The sequence below is a fragment of the Arthrobacter sp. B0316-5-4 genome (assembly GCF_059090325.1).
Window position 1 is genome coordinate 1 of sequence record NZ_JBNHFN010000009.1, and the last position, 22,722, is coordinate 22,722.

The 22,722-nt window shown below is 63.1% G+C and carries 26 protein-coding genes and 1 pseudogene; 23 read left to right on the top strand and 4 right to left on the bottom strand.

The genetic code is table 11. The annotated features are described in order from the left end of the window. Window positions 1-1,025 precede the first annotated feature (1,025 nt). The 6 genes from AC5RU9_RS20735 to AC5RU9_RS20760 all read left to right on the top strand — a co-directional run bounded on the left by AC5RU9_RS20735 (window position 1,026) and on the right by AC5RU9_RS20760 (window position 4,583). Window positions 1,026-1,463, top strand: a complete 438-nt coding sequence (locus tag AC5RU9_RS20735; protein WP_494017978.1) for a hypothetical protein — start codon at window positions 1,026-1,028, stop codon at window positions 1,461-1,463. Window positions 1,464-1,536: 73 nt separating this feature from the next. Next, a complete protein-coding gene (locus tag AC5RU9_RS20740) occupies window positions 1,537-1,812 on the top strand; it encodes a hypothetical protein (RefSeq protein ID WP_494017979.1) in 276 nt (91 codons plus the stop codon). 74 nt (window positions 1,813-1,886) lie between these two features. Continuing rightward, the gene (locus AC5RU9_RS20745; RefSeq protein WP_494017980.1) at window positions 1,887-2,237 is read left to right on the top strand and encodes a hypothetical protein; all 351 of its coding nucleotides are present in this window, start codon (window positions 1,887-1,889) and stop codon (window positions 2,235-2,237) included. 601 nt (window positions 2,238-2,838) lie between these two features. Further along, window positions 2,839-3,189: a DUF3846 domain-containing protein gene (locus AC5RU9_RS20750; protein WP_494017981.1), complete on the top strand. Its 351-nt coding sequence runs from the start codon at window positions 2,839-2,841 to the stop codon at window positions 3,187-3,189. Window positions 3,190-3,267: 78 nt separating this feature from the next. Then, complete coding sequence (locus AC5RU9_RS20755; RefSeq protein ID WP_494017982.1) at window positions 3,268-4,251, top strand: DUF4192 family protein; 984 nt, start codon at window positions 3,268-3,270, stop codon at window positions 4,249-4,251. 182 nt (window positions 4,252-4,433) lie between these two features. Next, window positions 4,434-4,583 (top strand): hypothetical protein, encoded by a 150-nt coding sequence (locus AC5RU9_RS20760; RefSeq protein WP_494017983.1) that lies wholly within the window; start codon window positions 4,434-4,436, stop codon window positions 4,581-4,583. Between the two features lie 111 nt (window positions 4,584-4,694). Here AC5RU9_RS20760 and AC5RU9_RS20765 read toward each other — a convergent pair whose 3' ends face one another. Beyond that, entirely contained in the window at window positions 4,695-4,895 is a 201-nt protein-coding gene (locus AC5RU9_RS20765) for a hypothetical protein (protein ID WP_494017984.1), read from the bottom strand. Window positions 4,896-5,390: 495 nt separating this feature from the next. Here AC5RU9_RS20765 and dprA point away from each other — a divergent pair, with 495 nt between their 5' ends. The 8 genes and pseudogenes from dprA to AC5RU9_RS20805 all read left to right on the top strand — a co-directional run bounded on the left by dprA (window position 5,391) and on the right by AC5RU9_RS20805 (window position 13,277). Beyond that, window positions 5,391-6,299: a DNA-processing protein DprA gene (dprA, locus tag AC5RU9_RS20770; RefSeq protein ID WP_494017985.1), complete on the top strand. Its 909-nt coding sequence runs from the start codon at window positions 5,391-5,393 to the stop codon at window positions 6,297-6,299. A 61-nt stretch (window positions 6,300-6,360) separates the two neighbouring features. Next, window positions 6,361-6,753, top strand: a complete 393-nt coding sequence (locus AC5RU9_RS20775) for a hypothetical protein (RefSeq protein WP_494017986.1) — start codon at window positions 6,361-6,363, stop codon at window positions 6,751-6,753. A 580-nt stretch (window positions 6,754-7,333) separates the two neighbouring features. Next, window positions 7,334-8,680: a ParB/RepB/Spo0J family partition protein gene (locus AC5RU9_RS20780; RefSeq protein WP_494017987.1), complete on the top strand. Its 1,347-nt coding sequence runs from the start codon at window positions 7,334-7,336 to the stop codon at window positions 8,678-8,680. A 252-nt stretch (window positions 8,681-8,932) separates the two neighbouring features. Further along, on the top strand, window positions 8,933-9,304 hold the full coding sequence (locus tag AC5RU9_RS20785) for a hypothetical protein (RefSeq protein ID WP_494017988.1): 372 nt from the start codon (window positions 8,933-8,935) through the stop codon (window positions 9,302-9,304). 432 nt (window positions 9,305-9,736) lie between these two features. Further along, a complete protein-coding gene (locus AC5RU9_RS20790) occupies window positions 9,737-11,422 on the top strand; it encodes a transposase (protein ID WP_494017989.1) in 1,686 nt (561 codons plus the stop codon). Further along, window positions 11,416-12,333 carry a TniB family NTP-binding protein gene (locus AC5RU9_RS20795; protein WP_494017990.1) on the top strand — a complete coding sequence of 306 codons (918 nt, stop codon included), beginning with the start codon at window positions 11,416-11,418 and terminating at the stop codon, window positions 12,331-12,333. Before AC5RU9_RS20790 ends, AC5RU9_RS20795 begins: the two co-directional genes overlap by 7 nt. Window positions 12,334-12,335: 2 nt before the next feature. After that, window positions 12,336-12,815: pseudogene (locus AC5RU9_RS20800) on the top strand (TniQ family protein); the annotation flags it as partial. Between the two features lie 99 nt (window positions 12,816-12,914). Then, window positions 12,915-13,277 carry a hypothetical protein gene (locus tag AC5RU9_RS20805; RefSeq protein ID WP_494018009.1) on the top strand — a complete coding sequence of 121 codons (363 nt, stop codon included), beginning with the start codon at window positions 12,915-12,917 and terminating at the stop codon, window positions 13,275-13,277. A gap of 50 nt (window positions 13,278-13,327) precedes the next feature. Here the strand turns inward: AC5RU9_RS20805 and AC5RU9_RS20810 are convergent, their stop codons facing one another. Both AC5RU9_RS20810 and AC5RU9_RS20815 read right to left on the bottom strand, forming a co-directional pair. Then, window positions 13,328-13,558, bottom strand: a complete 231-nt coding sequence (locus AC5RU9_RS20810; RefSeq protein ID WP_494017991.1) for a hypothetical protein — start codon at window positions 13,556-13,558, stop codon at window positions 13,328-13,330. Beyond that, window positions 13,559-13,798 carry a hypothetical protein gene (locus AC5RU9_RS20815; RefSeq protein ID WP_494017992.1) on the bottom strand — a complete coding sequence of 80 codons (240 nt, stop codon included), beginning with the start codon at window positions 13,796-13,798 and terminating at the stop codon, window positions 13,559-13,561. It abuts the gene before it with no gap. A 460-nt stretch (window positions 13,799-14,258) separates the two neighbouring features. Here AC5RU9_RS20815 and AC5RU9_RS20820 point away from each other — a divergent pair, with 460 nt between their 5' ends. From AC5RU9_RS20820 to AC5RU9_RS20855, 8 genes are read left to right on the top strand one after another with little or no spacing between them, the layout of a single operon-like run. After that, on the top strand, window positions 14,259-14,468 hold the full coding sequence (locus AC5RU9_RS20820; protein WP_494017993.1) for a hypothetical protein: 210 nt from the start codon (window positions 14,259-14,261) through the stop codon (window positions 14,466-14,468). Continuing rightward, window positions 14,468-14,743, top strand: a complete 276-nt coding sequence (locus AC5RU9_RS20825) for a glutaredoxin family protein (RefSeq protein WP_494017994.1) — start codon at window positions 14,468-14,470, stop codon at window positions 14,741-14,743. Before AC5RU9_RS20820 ends, AC5RU9_RS20825 begins: the two co-directional genes overlap by 1 nt. Next, window positions 14,740-15,015 (top strand): hypothetical protein, encoded by a 276-nt coding sequence (locus AC5RU9_RS20830; RefSeq protein ID WP_494017995.1) that lies wholly within the window; start codon window positions 14,740-14,742, stop codon window positions 15,013-15,015. The genes AC5RU9_RS20825 and AC5RU9_RS20830 overlap by 4 nt, the downstream gene beginning before the upstream one ends. Before the next feature lie 5 nt (window positions 15,016-15,020). After that, window positions 15,021-15,875: a single-stranded DNA-binding protein gene (locus AC5RU9_RS20835; RefSeq protein WP_494017996.1), complete on the top strand. Its 855-nt coding sequence runs from the start codon at window positions 15,021-15,023 to the stop codon at window positions 15,873-15,875. Window positions 15,876-15,888: 13 nt separating this feature from the next. Then, window positions 15,889-16,146 carry a ParB family protein gene (locus AC5RU9_RS20840; RefSeq protein WP_494017997.1) on the top strand — a complete coding sequence of 86 codons (258 nt, stop codon included), beginning with the start codon at window positions 15,889-15,891 and terminating at the stop codon, window positions 16,144-16,146. Beyond that, complete coding sequence (locus AC5RU9_RS20845) at window positions 16,143-16,733, top strand: thermonuclease family protein (protein ID WP_494017998.1); 591 nt, start codon at window positions 16,143-16,145, stop codon at window positions 16,731-16,733. The genes AC5RU9_RS20840 and AC5RU9_RS20845 overlap by 4 nt, the downstream gene beginning before the upstream one ends. Before the next feature lie 40 nt (window positions 16,734-16,773). After that, window positions 16,774-17,034 (top strand): chemotaxis protein, encoded by a 261-nt coding sequence (locus AC5RU9_RS20850; protein ID WP_494017999.1) that lies wholly within the window; start codon window positions 16,774-16,776, stop codon window positions 17,032-17,034. A gap of 7 nt (window positions 17,035-17,041) precedes the next feature. After that, entirely contained in the window at window positions 17,042-17,524 is a 483-nt protein-coding gene (locus AC5RU9_RS20855) for a hypothetical protein (RefSeq protein WP_494018000.1), read from the top strand. Here AC5RU9_RS20855 and AC5RU9_RS20860 read toward each other — a convergent pair. Beyond that, on the bottom strand, window positions 17,468-17,902 hold the full coding sequence (locus AC5RU9_RS20860; protein WP_494018001.1) for a hypothetical protein: 435 nt from the start codon (window positions 17,900-17,902) through the stop codon (window positions 17,468-17,470). The two genes, AC5RU9_RS20855 and AC5RU9_RS20860, sit on opposite strands and share 57 nt — an antisense overlap. 402 nt (window positions 17,903-18,304) lie before the next feature. On the opposite strand from AC5RU9_RS20860, the gene mobF reads away from it, so the two are divergent. Beyond that, complete coding sequence (mobF, locus tag AC5RU9_RS20865) at window positions 18,305-22,717, top strand: MobF family relaxase (protein ID WP_494018002.1); 4,413 nt, start codon at window positions 18,305-18,307, stop codon at window positions 22,715-22,717. The last annotated feature ends 5 nt before the right edge of the window (window positions 22,718-22,722 follow it).

The window sequence follows — 22,722 nt, forward strand, 5'->3', positions numbered from 1 at the left end:
CGCGCCTAAAGAGCAAACCCTCCCGAGCTGCAACTCGGAAGCGGAAGCGTAACAAGGAAGTAGGTGTAGCTACGAAACCCGGTGGTCGTGACCGCTTTGGTTGCGGCCGCCGGCTCCTTCTCAGACTAAGTCCTACTCACCGATAAGGAAACCTCATGGAACCGCTGACCATCGTGAACTTCGTTCTCTCACTCACAGCACTGGGAGCCTCGATCATGGCGTACCGCGCCAACTCCAAAGTCCCCAAGGAAGACGGAAGCTAGCCGGATCCGGGGCGGGCCTGCCACACGGCGGCCCGCCCTACTGGCCCGGGTTGCCCTTCGGACTCCGCATGAGCCTTCCTACGAAGTCAGCGGGTTATCAACACAATCGCTATCGCCACTCCAATGAGGACGGCACCTAGCCCGACAACGACCATGTACCCAGGCTCTGGCCGAACCATCAACTTGGTGCCCGTCTTACCAAACCTTGCTTGCTGAGAGCCTTCCATCAATTTGCTGAGCGCTTTGCGCTTTACGATCACGAGAACACCGATAAGTACGGCCACTCCCGCAACGACACTTCCAATGAGTAGCTCCACGGTTCAGGTATCCCATCCTAAAGATTGAGGCCAGCCTAGCCCCTTAGGGCCACTATGCTCGCGGGGCTCGCACCCCTTTTGGGCGTCCACTTCGTGGCCGGCTGTTGGGTCCAGGGCGCGCCGTCGCGGAGCTCCGGACACCCTGGCCCTGATGTGTCTACGACGTTTTATGGCTGCTGTCCTTCGGATTGTACGTGTCCGCTACACCCCGTCTAGCCCCTCCTACGTCGGGGCCTGCGGCGCAGGAAATGTCCCTCCGGCGCTCCTGCGTCGCTTATTTCCTCCGGGAATTTCCTGCCCCTTGCCCAAGGGTAGACAGGCCTCCGTCGGCCACAGCTCCGCAAGCTTCGCCAGCAGCCAAAAACAACGGGGGGAGAGGGGAAGCTGGCCGGTCACCATTGGTCGCCCCACCCACCCAACTTCTCGGACAAGAAGGAGCAACACCATGAACGCAATCAGCGTCCAGACGATCACCACCGAGGACACCAGCGAAGCCATCCACGACGTGCCCGTACTCGTGGATTACCACATGAACGACGGCTACGACTGGATGGACCTCATCTCAGAACACGGCTGGGTAGTGATCCCCAACTGGGGATGCGACGGCTGGGACCTCGGCCAGTGGCCCTACGTCATGGTTGCCGGAACCCGCACCGCCGACGCGATCGGCAACCTGTTCGGCATGGCCACCTACTGCGAGGGAGACGTGAAAACGACGTTCTACCGGACCAAGGCCCGCTTCTGGGACGCGATCACCGAAGAGGCTTTTTCCCACTGGAAGAACGGGCAAGCCCAAGGCCCGGCAGACCTGCCCGAAGCCGCCGCGGAGCTACCCAGCCGCTACCGCATCCCGCCCACGTTCCAACCAGCAGCCGCCGCCTAACAGCCCCTTGACTCCTTGCCGGGCGGACCCCCACCGCCCGGCAAGGCACCAAACCAGCAAAGGACCAGGAATAATGCCTGAAACTCGCAGCATCGCCAACAGCCCGGCCCAAGCCGTGGTCTTCCTCGAAACCCTCGCCGCAATCGTGGAGAAGTCCCCCGTGGCCTACAGCGCCACAGGTGCCGAAGACCTCGCCGCGCACATCCGCGGCATGGCCGAAGCCGTCACCACCGAGGCCAGCGTGAACCCCGGCGAGCTGACCACCACCCGGCAATACGCGGCACTGGACTGGCACAACGAAGCCGCGGCCGTCCTGTTCGCCGCAGAACACCGCCCCACGTTCCTCTAGCAGGAACCGAGAACCGATGTGCTGCCCGGCCAGAGCCGGGCAGCACATCCCCACCACTTCAAAGGAGCCAGCACATGAGCCACGCCACCACAACCCCCAAAGGCATCACCGCCCTGATCTACCGCGACGCCCTGGGCACGGACTTCTCCAATCAGGGCATTTCCGCCCGCGTCATGGAGGTAACCGTCATCGGCGAGGGCATCGACCCCGTTTTCGAAGCGACCGAGGAACGGCCCGCCGTCCGGCTCGTCAAAAACGAGAGCTTCGACCGCGAAACCGTGACCCACGCCGAGCCAGTCGCCCCAGGCGACGAACCCGCCCCGTGGTACATGTTCGGCGGCACGTTCATCTTCAGCAGCGACTCACGATTCCGACGCGCGGCCGGACAGTACGGAGCCATCCCGCTCCACGACCGCCGCGAGTAGACCGGAGAGTGGCCGGTCTTTCGAGGCCGGTCACCGCGGGCGGTCCCCCGCAGGTGGCCGCCTGGGTGGGTGGTTGCCGGCGGCGGACCGCCGTTCCCGCAACGGGGCCGGCGTTGCTCACGTGGAGCGTGCGGCAAGCCTTGGCGGGGATTGACCTGGGCGGATCCGGGATGGCCAGGGGAGGAGCAGGCTCGCGGGGCTCGCCCTGGTTTTCGCTGCGCTTCAACCAGTTGACGGGCGTCCGCTGGCGCGGCCGGCTGTTGGGTGCTGCCGGTCCGTCGCAGAGCTCCTGCTCGTCGTCACCTGCTTGTCTACGACGTTTTTGGCTGCTGTCCTTCGGATTGTACGTGTCCGCTCCACCCCGTCTAGCCCCTCCGCAGGCTCCGGGGCCTGCGGTGCAGGAGATGTCCCTACGGCGCTCCTGCGTCGCTTATTTCCTCCGGGAATTTCCCACACCTTGCCCAAGGGTAGACAGGCCTCCGTCGGCCACAGCTCCGCAAGCTTCGCCAGCAGCCAAAAACAACGGGGGGAGAGGGGAAGCTGGCCGGTCACCATTGGTCGCCCCACCCACCCAACTTCTCGGACAAGAAGGAGCAACACCATGTTGAAGCACCTGATCGGGCTCTACGTCCCGGCGCGCCTGAGCGAAAGCGTCACTGTGCACAGCGTTGACGCCCGGCACGCAAGCCTTCAGATCATCGTCGGCGGCGGACTGGAATGCATCGCCCGAGGCGACTGGCAGGTCTACCTGAACGCGGAAACGCAAACCACCGGACCGTCGAACGTCCGTGCGGTGCAGCTGCTCCACGAAACCGGCCTTGACCTGCCGGTGACCGGGAACGCCGTGTTCCTGGGCAGGGAAGGACTCAGCCACGACACCGACGTGCCGGACTACCTCATCCGCAGGGCCGAAGCACTCTTCGACACCCGCCTGATCCAGCCAGCGGCCTAACCGCCCACGGTGGCCGGGAACCCGACGTTCCCGGCCACCCCAACCATTTACTTTCTCGGACAAGAAGGACAACACATCATGACTGAAAAACTCACCCTCACCAGCCCCGCCGACCTGCTGGCCTACGTCCCGCACCTGCTCGGAGGAACCCCCACCGAATCGTTCGTCGTGCTCACGGCCACCGCCGGAGCACTTGGCGCCACGCTGCGCGTGGATGCACCGATGGACGCGGCCCCGCTGGGTTTCGCCCAGACCGTGACCAGCCTCGCGGCGCAGGACGAGAACGCCACGGCCTGCTACCTCATCGTCTACACCGACGAAACCAGTACAGATGCCCGGTTCCCCTATGCCGCGCACGTCGCGGCCCTGGGCAACGAACTGGCCACGGCACGGATGCCCGTCCGCAAGGTCTACCTCGTTACCAGCACCCACTGGGCCGCTTACGGCAGCACGGAGCGAAACCCGCTGGAGCAGATCAAGGACAGCAACGCCAACGCCACTTTGACCTTCATGGGAAGCGCCCCGAACGTGGACGTCTACAACCCGGCGTTGCTGGGCAAATGGGTTGAGCCGGTTCAGGTGCCCGTCCGCACGGAGGAATCCGTGGAGGAAGCGCGCCGCGAGTGGGGCACCGTGCTGGACGCCGACGCCATGCCGGACCACGAGACCGCACGGAAACTGGCGGCGTGGTTCCAAGACGCGTACATCAGGGACTTCCTCATGGCGGACATCATCACCACGAACAACGGCGTCATCATTGACATCATTCTGGGCAAGTTCAACGGCCGCCCGGACTGGAAGCGCGTGGACCACGCCGAAACCATCGCGTTCGAACTGATGAAGGCCGTCCCCGAAGGCCGGCGCGCGCCGATGCTGACCCTCATGGGATGGCTGCAATGGCTCAAAGGATATGGAAAGCACGCAGAGCGCTACCTGAAACTGGCGGTCGAGGACGTGCACGGTTACCGGTTCGCAGAACAGCTGTACGACCTGATTGGCAGCGTCTACATCGCAGAAGTCGCCAAGAACCAAGAAACCGCCTACAGGCGCCCCACCAGCTAACCGGTATGGCCGGGCAGGATCAGCAACGGTCCTGCCCGGCCTCTCAGGTAGCGGGGCGGCCTCCTCCGCTGGCGCTCCCCCGGCCGCCATGACGCTGGCGCGGGCGCAGCGGCAACCAGCCAACGCAAAGGATCCACGGCTACAGTGAACTCCAACGAGAACACTGCACCAGGAGATCCAGCATGGGAACCGAATACATCCTGACCGAGGACGACAAACCAACACCAGGGGCCAGCTTCCTGGAAGACGTCATCGAGCTGCAGCTGCTCACCACCAATGAATCCTTGGGACCGGTGGACTTCACCCACCCCCAGGAACACCACGACTTCTAGCACCACGGCAGCAACGACGCTGCACCACAGATTTCCTTTGTCCGAGGAACACATGAAGAGCCGGCACCCGCCAGGGTGCCGGCTCTTCTGCCTTTACAGGAACAGTCGCACTCAGCGGAGATGGAACCGGAACCCAATGCCGTAGTGAACGGCACGGGCCCAGGCCTGCAACGTGGACTCGGCCATCCTCAGGTTGATCGCCTTGGCCTCGCTCCTGGCCGCCGCAACGATTCGGGACAGCGGCTGATCCTCCAACGCTTCAACCCTCGCGGTCATCCGGGAGAGTTCCAGCCTGATGCTTTCAGTATTCATGGCAACGTCCTTCACTTTAGATCCACTTGACCTGGTGAACGTAAGGCCGAATTTCAAAGCGGTGGGGGACGGGTGCCCGTGTTGCTGACTCAGAAGCATGCTCGCAGGGCTCGCGCCCGTTTTGGGCGTCCACTCCGCTTCGCTCCGTGGCCGGCTGTTGGGCCCGGTCCCGACGTCGCAGAGCTCCGCCGGGCCCGGTCCTGTGTGTCTACGACGTTTTTTGTGGCTGTCCTGCGGATCATACGGTTCCGCTCCGGCTCAAGCTCCTGACCCCTCCGTAAACTCCGGGGCCCTACGGCCCTGGAATTCTTCGACGGCGCTTCGCTTATTTCCTTTCGAAGATTTCCAGCACCTCGCCCTGGCGGGAGGAGTCGCCTCCGTCGGCCCCGTAGAGCACTACGTGCCAGCAACAAAAAACAACTGGGGGAGAGGGGAGCTGGCCGGTCACCTAAGCCGCCCCACCACCCAACTTCTCGGACAAGAAGGAGCAACACCATGAACGACCGCATTGCACGCGCCGCCCTGACTCGTCTTTTCGATTCCCAGGACTCCACGGGCCGGGCGCTTGTCGACGCCTTGGGCGCCTACGCGGCCCTGAGAGTAGCAACCGGGGCGCAACCGCCCCACACCTTCCGCCACATCGGCGAAGAGGAATTGAACGAAGGGCTGCGCCGCTGGGCGCAGCGGATCCCGGACGTGGACGCAGAAAGGGATCTTGCCACCATCGAACGACTGGGCGGAGGTTTCCTTATCCCCGGTGACGAACACTGGCCCATCGGCCTCGATGATCTGCCTGATGCCCCGTATGGGCTTTGGTACGTCGGGAACCTCACCCAGGGGATCCCCGCGGTACAGCGCGCGGCAGCGTTGACTGGGTCCCGCGATTGCACCAGCTACGGCGCAGCTGTCACCGGTGAGATGGCCCATGGGCTGGCCCAGCGTGGAATCTGCATTGTCTCCGGCCTGGCCTACGGCATCGACGCCCACGCCCACCGTGGCGCGCTTGCTGGCTTTACCGGCACCGGACCGGCGACCATCGCGGTTGCAGCCGGAGGCCTTGACCGGGTTTACCCGTCCGGCAACGCCGACCTCGCGGCCGCGATCAGGGCCAACGGTTTGGTCGTCTCAGAGCAGCCCCCGGGAAACGCGCCTACGCGTCACCGCTTTTTGCAGCGGAACCGCATCATTGCCGCCCTAGCCGGGGTCACCTGCGTTGTCGAAGCCCGGTGGCGGTCCGGCGCGCTGAACGCCGCGCACCACGCCGAAACCATTGCCCGACACGTGGCGGCAGTACCCGGAAGCGTGCACAGCGCGAACTCGGCAGGCTGCCACCGGCTCCTGAAAGAAGGCACGGCAGCACTGGTTTCCGACGCCGCAGAACTGGCCGAACTGCTCGCCAGCTAGACCCACCGGTGGCCGGGACGCCCGTCCCGGCCACCACCCCATGCGTAAAGGAGACAGAACCATGACTGAAAGCCCCGAAACACAACAGACCGCCGAAGAGATTGAATGGTTTCCCGCGCGGGACCTGGTGGACGCGATGAAAGCCGAAGGCCTGGAACTTCACGTCGAACAAACCGGCGGAGGCACCGCCACCTTTTTCCTTCAGAGCGAAGGCAGCCACACATTCACCGTTGGCCCCGGATCATTCAGCTGGAAGAACCCCCTGGAATCCCGGTTCACCACGGCAGAGCTCTACTACGGCCCGGACCACTACGACGACGACGGCGAACCGGTGGAGTTCTCCGCCGACGACGAAAAGACCATCACCCCGGGAACACCGATGACCGATATCGCCCAAGAAATCGCCGCCAACTTCCGCCGATTCAACAACCGCGCGACCAACAGCTCCACGTAGGCGGGGTGGGCCGTTCGCCTTGTGTGGGCGGGCGGTCCGCCGCGGACGGCTGGCCTGGGTGGGTGGTTGCCGGCGACGGACCGCCGTTCCCGCAACGGGGCCGGCGGCACTCACCTGGTGCGTGCGGCAAGCCTTGGCGGGGATTGACCTGGGCGGATCCGGGATGGCCGGGGGAGAAGCATGCTCGCGGGGCTCGCACCCCTTCGGGCGTCCACTCCGCTTCGCTCCGTGGCCGGCTGTTGGGCCCGGTCCCGACGTCGCAGAGCTCCGCCGTGCCCGGCCCTGTGTGTCTACGACGTTTTTGGCTGCTGTCCTTCGGATTGTACGTGTCCGCTCCATCCCGTTTAGCCCCTCCGCAGGCTCCGGGGCCTGCGGTGCAGGAGATGTCCCTACGGCGCTCCTGCGTCGCTTATTTCCTCCGGGAATTTCCCACACCTTGCCCAAGGGTAGACAGGCCTCCGTCGGCCACAGCTCCGCAAGCTTCGCCAGCAGCCAAAAACAACGGGGGGAGAGGGGAAGCTGGCCGGTCACCATTGGTCGCCCCACCCACCCAACTTCTCGGACAAGAAGGAGCAACACCATGAACGCAACACCTACGCTCGAAATGATCGACCCCACCACCCTGACCGTGGACACCAACGTCCGCAAGGAAGCCGGACTCACCAAGGAGTTCGTGGCCAGCATCAAAGAACACGGCGTACTGGTGCCCGTCGTCGCACACCGGACCGAGGACGGAACCGTGCACGTCCTGATGGGACAGCGCCGCACCCTCGGAGCCGTAGAGGCAGGAGCCGCAACCATTCCCGTGCTCGTCGGGGCCAGCCCTGAGGAAGCGGAACGACTCGCCACGCAGGTCGTGGAGAACGACCACCGCAGCGGACTCACCGACGGCGACCGCGCCGAAGCGTTCCACCAAATGGCACTGCTGGGAGTGAGCGCCAGCGTCATCGCCCGAAAGATGGGAGCCAAGAAAGCCGTTGTGGAAACCGCGCTGAAGGTCAAGGCGAACGCCACAGCAGCCCAGGCACTGGACCAAGGCCTGACGCTGGAACAGTCCGCCGTGATCGAGGAATTCGCAGACGACGCCGACGCAGTGGCCACGCTCGAACGCCTCGCCACCGAGAACCCCGGCAACTTCGCCCACCGGGCGCAGCGGCTCCGGGACGAGCGCAGGAACAACGCCCTGCTCGCCGAAGCCTGCGCCGAGGCTGCCGCCAAAGGTCTCACCGTGCTGGAAGAAGACCCCAGCTACTACGACTACAAAGGAGCCGCCGCGATGATCTCCACACTGACCACCGCAGAAGGTGAACGCCTCAGCGAGGCGGACGCGGACGCGGTCTGCATCGGCATCGGATACAGCGGTTTGGTGACGAGGTTCGCCGTCGCAGACTGGAAGGCCCGTGGGCTGCGGAAGGACGGCAAAGCCCCGGCAGGAGGCATGACCGAGGAGGAAAAGGCCGCACGCCGGGAGGTCATTGAAAACAACAAAGCCATGGATTCGGCCGAGGTGGTACGGAGGGAGTTCGTCAAAACCCTGCTGGCCCGGAAGGCCCTGCCAAAGAACGCCCAGAAGTTCATCGCCCACACGATTGCCCATTCCAGCTACATCCTGACCAAGGCCTTGAACAAGACCGAAGTCACGGCGGAACTGCTGGGCACCGGTACAGGGTACGGCGAGTTCACGGCCTACGTGGACAAGCCCACGACCAAACCCGAAACGGTCACCCTCGCCACCATGATCACCGCGTACGAGGCAAACATCGATCGCACGAGCTGGCGGAGCCGCCACAGCGACACACGCTACTACCTCACCCAGCTCACGGCATGGGGATACGAAGCCAGCGACGTCGAAAAGATCATCCTCACCGGCCCCGGGACTAAAACCGAGGAAACCACAGAACGCGCGGACGAACCCGAAGCCGCCTAAACCCCCTTGCCGGGCGGAACCCCCACCGCCCGGCAAGGCCCCCGGCCACTCACCATGGGCAGGGCCGGGAACCTCCCAAAAGTCGGGCGGTCCGCCGCCCAGGGCGAACCACAGCAGCCAATCACCAGCGGCGGACCGCCGTTCAACGCCACCAGGCCCACACCCGCCAAAAGCCGCGCCCGCCGGCGGTCTGGCTACTCCATCGACTCACCACCGGGAAGTTTTGTCAGAGGCCACCGCTACGCTCATCCCATGGCATCCCAGACAGGAGTCACCATGACCACGCAGACACCCCCAGGGGTTACGCCCGCTGAGATCTTCCCTGGCCTGCTCCCAGTCCTTGACCATGTGATGATGGGGGCTTTGATCTTCATGGTCATCTCCATGATCTACCTCGCCATCGAATGGGGGATCGCCCACTCCAGGATGGAGGACATCGATCCCGACACCCTTCCATTCGACCTCGGCTTCATCACAGCCATCTCCCTGCCCCTGATCCTGCTGAACAGCTCGCGCAGCATTACCGGCCTGTTCCTCGGCGCAGCGATCGGAGCAATCCTCGCCCTGGGCATATACCTTCTCCTGCGCCGGCACCGAGCAACACACCCACGAACCACGCCCTAACGCGCAAGGCCTCAGTCTTGTAGACTGAGCCACAGATTTCCTTTGTCCGAGGAGAGCGAAGCAGGACCGGCAGCGCCGGTCCTGCTTTGTTTAACACCTAGAACCGGGCACCTTCCCCATGGGCAAAGCCACCCGCCGCCGACCCACCCTCTGCTGGGGAACAGTTCCTTTCAGCCGGGACCACACACTGGGAAATCCGGGCGAACCTGACACAGACACAGGACCCCAACGCCCAGGGAAGCTCTCAAAGAAGCCGGGGGAGTCACCCCGGGCTACTACCCGCAATCTTCCTGTCATTTTCAGAAGCTGACTACACAAACTTCCTTGTGATCTCGGGACTAGTGCACTGGGCTCTTGACCACTGGCTGCTCGATAGTCCCGTGCACTATGGTGCTTTTGTTCGGTACTCCTGTTCCCTAAAAGGAGGCAGGCATGGATACTGACCCGAGTCGTGTTGCTGCCGATGGGCAACTGACGATGTCGGACGCCGCTTGGGAACAGGCCAAGAATCGTGCCTCGGTTATCGGTGCCTTGGCGGAGCGCCGCAGCCCCAGCACTGCTGCTGTTGATCAAGCGGCTGCGGAACTTGGTGTCTCGCGACGCCGGGTCTACGTGTTGCTCGCCCGGTATCGACAAGGTTCGGGTCTCGTAACGGACCTAGCGGTCCGTCATTCCACCGGAGGTAGGGGCCGAAACCGGCTGCCCGAACCGGTAGAGGAAATCATGCGCGACCTGATTCGCAGGCGGTACCTGACTCGACAAAAACTGAGCGTTGCGGCGCTCCACCGCGAGATTGCGCGGGCCTGCGCGCTGAAAGCCTTGAAGCCCCCGACGCGGAACACGGTGACTCGGCGTATTTCCATGCTCAACCCCGTTGAAGTGGGACGACGCAGGGAAGGCGCGGATGCGGTGAGGACCCTGCAGGCCGCTGGCGGTGAGGTTCCGCTGATCAGTTCGGCTCTGGAGCAGGTACAGATCGACCACACCATCATTGATGTGGTCATCGTTGATGAACGGGAACGTCAGTCGATTGGCCGGCCGTACCTGACCGTGGCCGTCGACGTCTTCAGCAGGGCTCTCGTGGGCATGGTCGTGACGCTGGAACCTCCATCGGCTGTGTCGGTCGGATTGTGCCTGGCCCACGCCGTTGGTGACAAGCGTCCTTGGCTTGAGCGGCTTGGCGTAGAGGTGGATTGGCCGATGAGCGGCAAGCCGAAATCGTTGTTCCTGGATAACGCGGCGGAGTTCAAGAGCGAGGCGCTACGGCGTGGGTGCGAGCAGCATGGCATCAGGTTGTCCTATCGGCCACCTGGGCAACCCCACTACGGCGGCATTGTCGAACGCGTCATCGGCACGGCCATGCGCAGGATCCACGAGCTTCCGGGAACAACGTTTTCCAACCCGGGGGAGCGGGGCCGCTATGACTCGGAGAGGTTGGCTGCCCTGACGCTGCCGGAGCTGGAGAAGTGGTTGGTACTTGCTGTTGCCAGCTATCACGGCAGCGTTCATAGGACCCTGGGACAAACACCGGCAGCCAAGTGGGCTGCCGGGATAGCTGCCACCGGGGTGCCTGCAGTTACCGCAAACCAGACCTCCTTCTTGGTGGACTTCCTCCCGGTCATCCGTCGCACACTGACCCGAACAGGCTTCGTCATCGACCATGTCCACTACTTCGCGAACGCTCTGAAACCGTGGATCAGCCGGCGCGACCAGCTGGAGCCGTTCGTCATCCGACGAGATCCACGCGATATCAGCCGGATCTGGGTGTTGGAACCGGACGGACACCACTACGTGGAAGTCCCGTACCGGTCGATCGCCAACCCTCCCATCAGCACGTGGGAGCACCGGCAGGCTCTGGCCCGTTTACATGATCTCGGCGCCACCCAAGTGGACGAGACAGCACTGTTTCGGATGATCGACCAAATGCGCGAGGTCAGCGATACCGCCCTGAAAACGACCAAACGCATCCGCAGGGAAACCGAACGCCGCAAGCACGCCAAGAACCCGGGTCGCCCACACCTCAGCCCCGCAAAAGTCCCACCGCCACCGGATGCCTCAAGAGGCACGAGCCCGGAAGAGGTTTCCGTTCAACCCTTCGAACAGATCGAGGAATGGTGACTGTGGAGGATAACCAGACCGGGGACCTGACGCATCTGCACCCCGTAGCGCGGGATGTGGCAAAGCTGCCCACCGAGGAGAGGCTGGGCCGCATCCGTGCAGACCGGTGGATCGGCTACCCCAAGGCCTTGGATGCCGTTGCGCGCTTGGAAGTACTCTTCAGCTGGCCGAAGAAGCAGCGCATGCCCAACCTTCTGCTGGTCGGGCCGACGAACAATGGCAAGACTATGATCGTTGAGCGTTTCCATCGAATGCATCCACCCGTAACGGGCCCGGACGGCGAAAGCATCCCGGTCGTGTGCGTGCAAATGCCCTCTGAACCTTCGGAGCTTCGGTTCTACACGGCTCTCCTTAACGCGATGGGTGCGCCCTTCCGGTCAAACCTGCGTCTGCCCGAAGCCGAGCGCCTGGCCCTCTCACTCCTGCGCGAAGTCGAAGCCCGGATGCTCGTGATCGATGAGTTCCACAACGTTTTGGCCGGCCGCGGGGAGAAACGACGCGAGTTCCTGAACCTGCTTCGGTATCTGGGCAACGAGCTGCGCATCCCTCTCGTCGGCGTTGGCACGAGGGAGGCCTACCTGGCTGTCCGGTCCGATGACCAGCTTGAGAACAGGTTCGAACCGTTCGTTCTGCCGCTCTGGGAAGTGGGCCTGGAGGCCAGGTCGCTGTTGGCCAGCTTCGCCGCCGCGTTGCCCTTGCGCTCACCGTCGGTCATAGATACGGAGGACATGGCCAGGTATCTGCTCGCCCGCAGCGAAGGCACCATAGGTGAACTCGCCCACCTTCTGACGGCGGCCGCGGTCGCCGCCGTGGAGACAGGCGAGGAGAGGATCAGTCGAAGGACCCTGACCCTGGCGGATTACATAGGACCAACGGAGCGGCGCAGGCTTTTCGAAAAACAACTGCAGTGACCATGGTGAGGCGCTGGCCGGTGCATCCTGCACCGGCTCCCGGTGAGGCGCTGTCGTCCTGGCTGCGACGAATCGCCGTCCGCTACGACGTTAGCCTCGAAGACCTCGTCGCCGACCTGGGCTTCTGGCCGGGCCGGGCCGCGGACCTGGACACTTGCCCGCCCGAGCGTTTAGCTCAGGAGCTCTCGAAAAGAACCGGCGTTGATGCGCACCGGATCCGGAGAATGAGCCTCAGCGGCTGGTCACCTTGGCTTCTTGCCCAGACCGAACCAGACGCTGGGATGTTCGCGAAGTACACGCGAGAGTTCGCCGTGCTCCTGCCAGCGGAAATACGGTGGCCGCGTGAGATCTACCCCTGGATGCCGTGGTGTCCAACGCGCCCGGCGGTGCGGGCATGCCCGCATTGCATCGAGGCAACGTCACCGCCTCACCCCTACCAATTGTTGTGGCTGCTGCCGCTGACGCTTAGTTGCCCAACCCATGGATGTCTTCTGGAAATATGGACGAAGTCAGCCAGCTACTTCGCTGGCTGGGAACACAGGCCCCCAACACCAAAGCCTGTCCCTGCAACACTGTTGGCGATGGACACACGAACGTGGCAGGCCATGGCGACGGGGAGAGTTCAGCTGCTCAGCCAGCAGGTCCCTGCCGGGACCTGGTTTCGCTTGATGCGCACCATCATCGACGAGCTCACTGCACCACTGACGGAGTGTCGGACAGCTAGCCGCATGATCATGTGGATCTGGAAGCAGGCCGGCCATTCCGGGCGCGTAGGACCCTTGAAATGGCGACCTCACGAAGGCTACACAATCGACAGCCAACTCAGGACACTGGAGGCAACGGCGACAGCAATCCAGCTGCTTGAGAGCGGCTCCCTCACCGGCAGAGGCGTGGACACCGTCCTCTTCCGGCCGGCAACGGACCCGGACGCGGGTCAGCCGTGAGGAACTGTTCAAAGCCGAAAGGTCACGCAATTACACGACACTGTGATGGGCTATCCGGTTACCAGGAACAGAACAAGGAAGACCAGGCCTGCAAAAGCCACGATGGCTCCGGCGACTTTGGACCACATGAGTTGGTGTTCAAAGGTCTTGAACTTGAATTCGTCGGGAAGCCACGACCACCCGTCGGTGCCCGCCTTGGCCATGACATTGCGGAGCAAGTACAGGACTCCTGCGCTGAGAACCAGATAAATACCAACGATTCCAAGAAACGGCTGACTCATCTAGGCTCCTACCCACGGTGGACGGAAAATGAGTGTCAAAACAACAATGCTCAAGCCACCAACGATAAGGACAACGCAGAAGAAGACGCCGAACTTCTCAAATCCCGTCACTCGTTCTTCATCCACTTTCTCAGGTTCACCGAACATCTGGGTAGCGAACGAGTACTGGAGGCGTGCAATCCACTTCCTCATAGGCAACCAAAGCAGACCGATCGCCATCAGGACGATTCCGAGCGTCATTCGTATCCCATTCCCGTTTTCACCATCGTAATATGTTGGCTGTTGTTAAGACGGAACAACCGAAGCTTGCTCCAGAGGGCCGATCCAATCAGGGCGCCTCCCACGGAAAAAGCCAATGTAGCCCGACCAGCCAAACGTTGCCCCTCACTATTTTCAGCCGGACGACTCAATGGAAAGTACCTAATCGCGTTGCGCTGGAAGCCGCTGCAAATTCTCAGAAGCGTCCAGGAACCGTACTGTGCTGATGACTTCTGACACTTGTGCCGCCAACTTCTGAAAATGACACTTCCAAAACCCACCAGACGCCCAAATCACCCAAAAATCTCTACCAAAAACTGATTAAAAACCCCTAGAAATAAAGGATAAAAGCCTTTAAATCCGATCGGATAAAAGTTAGAATAGTAGTAGCAACTCAGCCAGACGAACCTAACCAAAACTGATACGAAACCGAGGACTGAAAATGACTACTTCCACCACCACTCGCACCGCCACCAAGGACTTCTCCTTCGCAGAGTTCTTCCTCGGACTGGCCGTTGCCGCCCACATCGCCGTCGCCGCACTCGGGATCTCCGAAATCGCCGGCCTGGGCCTCATCCCGACACTGCTCATCACCGCCGCTGCAGTCACGGCAAGCGTTGTCGCTTTCGTTCTCGTTCTGGGGAGGAAGTAATGATCACCGATTACACGGTCTACACCAAGCCCGGTTGCCCGAACTGCGACCGCACCATGGAGTACTTCGACTCCAAAGGCATCACCTACACACCCGTGGACATCACCGAAGTGCCGGCCGCGCTGGAATACATCACCCAAGAGCTCGGGTACTCCCAGGCACCCGTCATCGTGAACAACTCCGATGACCAGGACCACTGGTCCGGCCTCCGCCGTGACAAGCTCGTCCAGGCCGCCATGAACCACACGACCGCAACCCACAAGGAGGCATCATGAACGCCACACCCATCACCGCAGAGACCATCACCCTGATCCTGGACGAACATGCTGTCCCGACCGAACTGCGCACCGATCCTGAAATCCAGGCTGCCGCGTACGGGCTTGCGTTCCTGAACTCCCCGGCCACTCCCGCCGAGGGACGCTTCTACGACGCCTCCACCGTCTTCTACGACGAGGAGACGGAATCGAGGTACGAGGTCAACACCCGGGACCTCCTTGAAGAGCAACTCACCGACCGGCTGAGCATCCGCGCCGCTGAACTCGGGTGAGGACTGTGACCACACCGCACCCGGTGGACGGGTTCGAGATCAGCCCGCGGATCCCGTTGGAGATCGACTTGTTCCGGGAGACCAACCCCAGCGGCAGGATTTACCCCGACAGCCTGGACCCGTACGCCGGCGTCTATGCCAATCCCTACAGTGTTGACGATGACCGCTACCTTGCCGCGATCAGTAGGGCCCCGATAGGGGAGGGCGGGCTCTGGGACGAGTACACCGCGGACCAGCACCAGCCCAACGATCTCACCCACGACGAACCGGGTGGCACCGAACCTCAGAACGAAACCAGCACACCCACCGAGAACACCAACAGCACACGAGGAAAAGGAACCATCATGGCCGGCGAAACCACGATTACTGTCATTGGAAACCTGACATCGGACCCCGAGTTGCGGTTCACTCCGTCGGGTTCGGCGGTAGCGAATTTCACGATCGCTTCAACGCCAAGGACCTTCGACCGTCAGTCCAACGAATGGAAGGACGGAGAGACGCTTTTCCTCCGTGCCAGTGTGTGGCGGGAAGCGGCTGAGAACGTCGCAGAGTCCCTGACCAAGGGCACGCGCGTCATCGTCTCCGGCAGGCTCAAGTCCCGATCCTACGAAACCAAGGAAGGCGAAAAGCGCACCGTTATCGAGCTCGAAGTAGACGAGATCGGCCCGAGCCTGCGCTACGCCAATGCGAAGGTCAACCGCACCCAGCGCAACAACAACCAGGGTGCAGGAAACGGTGGAGCATTCGGTAACCAGGGCGCCGGCGCTCAAGCAACCCAGCAGGACGACCCATGGGCCGCGAACTCGTCAGCCAGCGCCGGATCCTGGGGCAACGGACCCGACTCCGAACCCCCCTTCTAAGCCAGGACCGTTGATGAAGTCGAGCGAGAAGAAGGGGCCCTACTTCACTGAAGAGGACCTGAAGCAGATCCGGGCAGCGGTGCAAGCGGTCGGGCAGCTCGAGGGGTATGTGTCCATTGCGGACTTCGTTGAAGCAGCCGCGCGCCGGGAACTACGCCGGTTGCAACGCAAGTACAACAACGGACGGAAATGGCCGGGCGTTGAAGCCGGGGAACTGCGCCCAGGGCGACGCACCCGCGCCGAAACAGCAGCAAAGGAGGATCACCCATGACCAGCACCCAGTACTGGGGTCGGCTGCTTTTCGGCAGCGTTCTGGCCGTTCTTGCCCTCGCCGGCTGCACGGCCCAGGGCGGACCGCAGGTCGTTCCTGCCGGTGGCCCGGCGCCGCTGCACGAGGTGCCCTGTAGCGCGACGGGCTCGGCGGCACGGCCGCCGACACTTAGGACAACGGCCAGTGGCCCGTACACCGTGGAGAAGGTTGTCGACGGGGACACAATCCGGATCAGTTGCAACGGCACCAGCACCCGCGTCAGGTTTGTAGGCATCAACGCACCGGAGAGCGTCAAAGAGAACGCGCCGGTGGAGTGCGGCGGCCCGGAAGCGTCCACCTACCTGCACTCACTCCTGGACGGGAGCCAAGTGTTCCTGGCAGCGGATCCCGCCCAAGGGGTCCGCGACAAGTACGACCGTCTTCTTGCCTACGTCTGGACCACCGACGGCACCCTGGTCAACCGCACCATCCTTGAACAGGGTCACGCCGAAGCTACCGGTTACGGCAAGTCCTTCACCTACAGCGAGGACTTCACCGCGACCGCCGACCAAGCCAAGGAGCGCAAGGCGGGACGATGGAACTGCTGAGACCACCGACCACCCGTCAATCAATCGTTAGGGGCGCGCCGTGGCCGTCGTTCTGATCTTCTTCGCAGCGTTCGCCGCCGTCGCCCTGGGCGGCTGGATCATCTACGCCCTCACGCATCCGGTAGCCGCCGGCCAAGGCATCTTGATTTTTCTGTGCAAGGCCGCGGGGGTGATCGCGTTGATCACTGCCGTTGTGGCGTGGATCGGCCAGAGTCTGCTTCAGGCGCTGCCGCCGGCTCTGTTCATGGTTGCCTTCTTCTTCGCAGCGAACCGGCTGGAACGCCGCTGGCGGCGCTGGTGAACCAGTTGTGTCCGTAACGCGGGATGAGGCCCGTTTCTGGTCCAAGGTAGTCAAGGGCACGCGGGAGAATGACTGCTGGCTGTGGACCGGTGCTGTCGGCGATGACGGCTATGGCCGGTTCTGGATCAAGACGCCCACAGGTCAACATGCTGTCCGGCCACAGCGCTTCGCACACTTGCTGTTGACCGGTGAGCAGCTGGACCCTGACACCAAGCTCATGCACTCGTGCGATATTCCGATCTGTGTCCGCGCCACGGGCGGTCCCGACAGTCACCTGTTCCCTGGCACGCAAGCGGAGAACCTGATTGACCGGTCACAAAAGAGACGCCGCGCCAACGCCCACTCGTGGCGTTGGCGCGGCGTCGGTCGCGCGAACTTCACCGTTCAGTCGCGGCAGCTCCGTGATGCGCTCAAAGAGCACGGGTGGGATGAATCAGTGATCCGACCCCTCATGTCCGGACACGACCCCGACGCTCCCACTCTCTTCTGAATCCTGAACCTCGGCAGTCGGAGCATCGGCCCCAGCCTTGGCCTTCTTCGGTGTGGCTACGTCGATGCTGCGGACGTAAGAGACGCTGACGTCCAGGAGCTCGGCGATGCCTTGTCGGGTCTCGCCGGTGGCGAGCATCTTGCGAACAGTTTCCTTCGCGTCATCAATGGCAGCGGCCGCGTTCTTCTTCGCCGTGGCGATCAGATCGGCTGCTTGCCGTTCGGCTTCTTCCACCCCGGCTTCGGCCATCATCGTGGCGGCGTGGTAGTCGGTAGCCAGCGACTGAAGCGTCGCTTCGCGTTCGCGCCGTTTCGCTGCCAACTCCTCGGTCTTCCGGCGTGCCTGAACGATCATCGTGTTGCGTGTCTTGCCAGCCATCACGGCCCCCTGTGGTGTGGTCGGTTTCTGTCTCGGTCCCCATTCTTGCAGAAGGCACTTGGCCAAACCGGAAACCTAACGGTTAGAAGCCCACGCGTGTTCGATCCGGAAGGGCCGGCGGGGGCGTTGCGGACGGTTTGTGGGCGCTGGCAGGGGTTAAACACAACTTGCCTTGGGCAGGCATGGAACCTCTGTTTGTTGTCGAGCTGTGTATAACCCCTGCCAGCGAGTATCAACAATCAAAGCTGCCGCTTTTCATATGGATACTCGCATCAGAATGATGGACTCAATCCGACGTTTTTCGAACCGATACTCGCTAGCTCGCATCAAGCTCAAAACGCCAAATTCAGTCACACCTCTTGCATTTCGAATAAATGAGGCCGATTCCGCTAGAATCGGGCCATGATGTCGCTGCACGTTCTCAGTGCTGGCACCGGTTACCTGTACTACACGCAGGAGACCGCCAGCGGTGATGAGCTGCGCGCAGGTGATCGCCAGTTGGGCGACTACTACACCGTGCAGGGACTGCCACCGGGCCAGTGGCTTGGACGCGGAGCCGAAGCACTCGGCGTCTCGGGGAACGTCACCGAAGCCCAAATGGCCAACCTCTTTGGGCAGGGCAAGCACCCGGAGTACGAAGCCATTCTGGCTGCCAAGAGGGCGGACGGTCTCTCTGCCAAAGCCGCCGAGAAGGCCGCCCAGGCCGAGGCGAAACTGGGCCGCCGTTACTACGATTACGGTCCCAAGGACAACGCCCTGGCGAAGGCCATAAGCGTCCGTGAGAGCGACTTCGAACGTATGGAGGGCCGCAAGCCCACGGCAGCGGAACGGCACCGTATACGGGCCACAGCAGGGGCTGTGATGTTCCGTGAAGGACACGGACGCCCGCCCGCTTCCAAGGAAGAACTGGGCAAGTACATCACCGCGCAGCTGCGACCCCAGCAGAACGCCGTGGCCGGTTACGACCTGACCTTCACCCCCGTGAAGAGCATCTCCGTACTGTGGGCTCTGGGCGACGGTGATACCCGTCGTCTCGTCGAAGAAGCCCACCAAGCCGCTCTCAAAAAGTCCGTGGAGTATCTGGAAACCCACGCCCTGGCCACCCGGTTGGGGACCAACGGCATCGCCCAGACCTCCGTCAAAGGCGGTGTGACGGCAACGGCATTCCGGCACCACGATTCCCGCCTGGGAGATCCGAACCTGCACACCCACCTTGTGGTCTCCAACAAGGTTCAGGACCTTCAAGGGAACTGGAAGACCATCGACGGCAAGCTGCTCCACCGCTCTGCCGTGGCCGTCTCGGAGCACTACAACACCCAGATTCAGGCCTATCTTGAAGAGCACGGTGTTCAGTTCGAAGCCCGCACCGTCAACGGCTCCAAGCAGCCCGTCATGGAAGTTGAGTCCGTTCCGCGGGAACTGAACGCGCTGTTTTCCAAGCGCAGCGCAGGGATCCGTTCGAGCCTGACCGAACTACGACAGGCATATGAAGAACAGCACGGCCACAGCCCCGACCAAGCCGCCCTGATCAAGCTCGCGCAGGCCGCAACACTGGACACGCGGCCCGACAAAGAGAAGCCCAAGACTCTCGCTGAACAGGCCAAGGCATGGCGGCAGGAAGCCGCAACCCTGTTCACGGAGAAAGACTTGGGACGGATTACCGGTGCCCGGTCCCGGGCACTCCGCCCTGCCGTCACTGACATTGATATTGACGCCACAGCGCGTCAGATCGTCGCCGCTGTTTCTGACAAACGCTCCACCTGGACGGCGCAGAACGTCATGGCCGAAGCCAACCGTTGGGCACGCGAATACGCCGTCGAACACGGCCCTGTCCCGGCAGGCACCGTGGAACAAGTGGTCTCCCACAGCCTCAGCACCGCCTCCGTCCGTATCACCCCGGACCATGTTCACGGCCGGTTCGAAGCACTCACCAGGAACGCCGGAACAGCTGACTTCAACCACCGCACCGATACCCGGTACACGTCCACGAAGATCCTCGAAGACGAAAACGCACTGCTGCGGGCCGGTAAGAAAGACGTCATCCCGGCAGCATCCATGCAGGACTTCGACGCCGCCGTGGAGGCATATAACCTCGCCGTGGCCACCGGTGAGAAGCCCCACCCGCTGGACGCCGGACAGATCGAACTGGCACGCGAGTTCGCCACCTCATCGAAACTCCTCAGTGTCGGCATCGGAGCTGCCGGTACCGGTAAATCCAGTTCCATGGGCTTGGTCCGGGCCGCGATCACCCATGCCGGCGGCAGGGTCATCGGCCTTGCACCGTCCGCCGTGGCTGCAGCGAACCTGGGCGAACAACTCGGCATCACCGCGGTGACAACGGACAAGTTCCTGCTCAGCCCCAACGAGGCTTTCACGGTCACACCGGGCACCCTCGTGATCGTCGATGAAGCCGGTATGCAGGGCACCGGCAAACTCGCCGACGTCGTGCGGGCAGTGGAAGCCGGCGGCGGACTCGTCCGGCTCATTGGTGATGACCGGCAGCTCTCCGCTGTCCAGGCCGGCGGTGCGCTACGGCTGCTGATCAACGAAGTCGGCGCGACCGAACTGGAGACCATTCACCGGTTCCACAGCCCCGAAGAAGCAGAAGCGTCCCTGCTTCTACGCACACCCAGCGAGCACGAAGCTGACCCCTTCGCTTGGTATAAAGACAACGGACGCGTCCAGGCCGGAAGTATCGAAACCGTTGAAGGCCTGGCTTTCGGGTTGTGGCAGAGCCGCCTGAACCAGGGCGACGCCGCGGTGATGATGGCACCGACCAACGAAAGCTCCCAACGCCTCTCCGAACGTGCCCAGGCCTACCGGATCGAGACCGGAGAAGTAGCCGGCACCGGGACGTCCGTGCAGCTGCGTGACGGCTCCCACGCATGGGCCGGGGACCACGTAGTGACCCGTCTGAACGACTCCCAGATGAAGGTCAAGCGAGGCCGGGACGTCGTAAAAAATGGCGACCTCTGGACCGTCGAACAAGCCCATGAGGACGGGTCCCTGTCGGTCAGTCACCTCGAGCACGGCGGGACTATCCGGCTCCCTGCAGAGTACGTCGCAGAGCACGTCCACCTTGGCTACGCCCTGACCACCCACCGCGCCCAGGGCATGACCCGCGATGCTGGTATCCCCATCCTTGATGCCTCCACCACGCGTGAGAACGGCTACGTCGCCGCAACGCGTGGCCGGGACGAAAACGTGCTGTTCGTCGCCGTCGAGGAAGGCGAAGACCGCGACAGTGTTCTGGCCGCTATCGCCGGGAACCACAGCCAGGACTCCTCCGCACACGAGGCCATGGCCACCGAATACGAACGCATCAACTCGCCCCTGACCCTTGCCGATCAGTACCGCTACGTCACCGAAGAAGCCAACACCCTGCGCATGGCCGCTATGGCCCGGGAAATCCTTGGACCGGATGCAGAGAAGTTCATCAACGCCGAGTCCTGGGGAGCGGTGGCCACCCACCTGGACAATGCCGAACAGGGCGGATGGGACCCTGCCGGGCTGCTGCGCACCGCAGCTGGTGAACGCGAGTTCGAGACCGCCGATGACCTTTCCGCCGTGCTCGCCTGGCGCGTTGAAAAGATCGTGGACAAGGCCCCGGAACTGATCGCCCAAGCAGGGGAACGGCCCCTGCAGGGACTCTCCGATGAGCAGCTGGCCACCCTTCGCGCCGAAGCCGAGGCCGGTGCCCGGGCTGCCCGCGAAGCAGCTGCAGCACATGGCCCGAAACCAGCTGACCACTGGACCAACCGCCGGCATGGCAACCTCACCGACGCCGAGCTTGAACGCCGGATCTTCACCACCCGCTTCACCGCGAGGGAAACCTCATCCATCAACGACCCGGCACAGGCCCGCCGCGGCCACCAGCAGCTGCGCGCGCTCCAGGACGAACACCGGATCCGCACCCAGCAGCTCAAGGAATCACAGCGCACGGCCGAAACCGCCGAACGCGGCGGCCGCAGCGTTCACGGGCAGAACCCCGCTGCCGGTGCCAACACCCAGCGTGCGTGGGGCCACGAGACGATCGCTGCCCGCGCCCGGGCTGAGGAACGCCTCCGCACCCTCACACCACGTCCCGTCGCCGCGGTGCAGGCACCGGACCGGCTCCCGGAATGGCTCGCCCCGTCACGCGCGGCGACAAGCCCGTACCTGCCCCAGCCATGGAAAGAAGAACTGACAGCACGCCGCGAAGTCCTCGCAGCCCGGTTCGACGAACGCGGCCACCTGCTGGCGGCCACGCCACCGGAATGGGCACAGAAACTCGGACCCGTCCCGACTCGCCCCGACGCCGCCGAGCAATGGCGCGACACCGCTGCAAGCATCGAAATGTTCCGTGCCCGCTACAACGTTCCCGAAACGGAGGCCACACCAGTGCCAGAACGGTTCAGAAACGAAGAGATCGGCCAGCAACTCCACGACCAGGCAGTGACCGTCTCCAAGCGCTCACATGCCCTGCCCGAACGCGCCACCGACGAAAACCGGACGCTGGACGCTCTGCGTGCGGTCGAGCGCAGCAAGGACACTCACGCTCCCGAATCACCCGCGCAGCGTGCAACCAATGCGGACCGGCAGGCCAACGTCCAGGAGCCGGCTGCCATCACGCCCGAGCAGACGGAAAAGCCCCGTCTCCGCAGCCGGTTGGAGAAGATCACGGCCGAGCGGAACGCTGCACGGCTCGCGGCGCAGCAGCAAGCACAGCCGCAAACCGAGCAAACGGCCGAACAGAAGGAAGCCGCCAAACAGCAAGCCGAACGCGCAGCGGCCCAGGCACGCCAGAACCAGCAGAACCACGGCCGCGAACTCTAGCCGTT

Bases quoted from the DNA above. Each gene is read 5' to 3' on its own strand.
- AC5RU9_RS20765 (WP_494017984.1), bottom strand. From the start codon at position 4,895: ATGAATACTGAAAGCATCAGGCTGGAACTCTCCCGGATGACCGCGAGG.
- AC5RU9_RS20810 (WP_494017991.1), bottom strand. From the start codon at position 13,558: ATGAGTCAGCCGTTTCTTGGAATCGTTGGTATTTATCTGGTTCTCAGC.
- AC5RU9_RS20830 (WP_494017995.1), top strand. From the start codon at position 14,740: ATGAACGCCACACCCATCACCGCAGAGACCATCACCCTGATCCTGGAC.
- AC5RU9_RS20840 (WP_494017997.1), top strand. From the start codon at position 15,889: ATGAAGTCGAGCGAGAAGAAGGGGCCCTACTTCACTGAAGAGGACCTG.
- AC5RU9_RS20825 (WP_494017994.1), top strand. From the start codon at position 14,468: ATGATCACCGATTACACGGTCTACACCAAGCCCGGTTGCCCGAACTGC.
- AC5RU9_RS20815 (WP_494017992.1), bottom strand. From the start codon at position 13,798: ATGACGCTCGGAATCGTCCTGATGGCGATCGGTCTGCTTTGGTTGCCT.
- AC5RU9_RS20760 (WP_494017983.1), top strand. From the start codon at position 4,434: ATGGGAACCGAATACATCCTGACCGAGGACGACAAACCAACACCAGGG.
- AC5RU9_RS20805 (WP_494018009.1), top strand. From the start codon at position 12,915: ATGGACACACGAACGTGGCAGGCCATGGCGACGGGGAGAGTTCAGCTG.
- AC5RU9_RS20780 (WP_494017987.1), top strand. From the start codon at position 7,334: ATGAACGCAACACCTACGCTCGAAATGATCGACCCCACCACCCTGACC.
- AC5RU9_RS20750 (WP_494017981.1), top strand. From the start codon at position 2,839: ATGTTGAAGCACCTGATCGGGCTCTACGTCCCGGCGCGCCTGAGCGAA.
- mobF (WP_494018002.1), top strand. From the start codon at position 18,305: ATGATGTCGCTGCACGTTCTCAGTGCTGGCACCGGTTACCTGTACTAC.
- AC5RU9_RS20785 (WP_494017988.1), top strand. From the start codon at position 8,933: ATGGCATCCCAGACAGGAGTCACCATGACCACGCAGACACCCCCAGGG.
- AC5RU9_RS20735 (WP_494017978.1), top strand. From the start codon at position 1,026: ATGAACGCAATCAGCGTCCAGACGATCACCACCGAGGACACCAGCGAA.
- AC5RU9_RS20745 (WP_494017980.1), top strand. From the start codon at position 1,887: ATGAGCCACGCCACCACAACCCCCAAAGGCATCACCGCCCTGATCTAC.
- AC5RU9_RS20860 (WP_494018001.1), bottom strand. From the start codon at position 17,902: ATGGCTGGCAAGACACGCAACACGATGATCGTTCAGGCACGCCGGAAG.
- AC5RU9_RS20755 (WP_494017982.1), top strand. From the start codon at position 3,268: ATGACTGAAAAACTCACCCTCACCAGCCCCGCCGACCTGCTGGCCTAC.
- AC5RU9_RS20775 (WP_494017986.1), top strand. From the start codon at position 6,361: ATGACTGAAAGCCCCGAAACACAACAGACCGCCGAAGAGATTGAATGG.
- AC5RU9_RS20845 (WP_494017998.1), top strand. From the start codon at position 16,143: ATGACCAGCACCCAGTACTGGGGTCGGCTGCTTTTCGGCAGCGTTCTG.
- dprA (WP_494017985.1), top strand. From the start codon at position 5,391: ATGAACGACCGCATTGCACGCGCCGCCCTGACTCGTCTTTTCGATTCC.
- AC5RU9_RS20820 (WP_494017993.1), top strand. From the start codon at position 14,259: ATGACTACTTCCACCACCACTCGCACCGCCACCAAGGACTTCTCCTTC.
- AC5RU9_RS20740 (WP_494017979.1), top strand. From the start codon at position 1,537: ATGCCTGAAACTCGCAGCATCGCCAACAGCCCGGCCCAAGCCGTGGTC.
- AC5RU9_RS20795 (WP_494017990.1), top strand. From the start codon at position 11,416: ATGGTGACTGTGGAGGATAACCAGACCGGGGACCTGACGCATCTGCAC.
- AC5RU9_RS20790 (WP_494017989.1), top strand. From the start codon at position 9,737: ATGGATACTGACCCGAGTCGTGTTGCTGCCGATGGGCAACTGACGATG.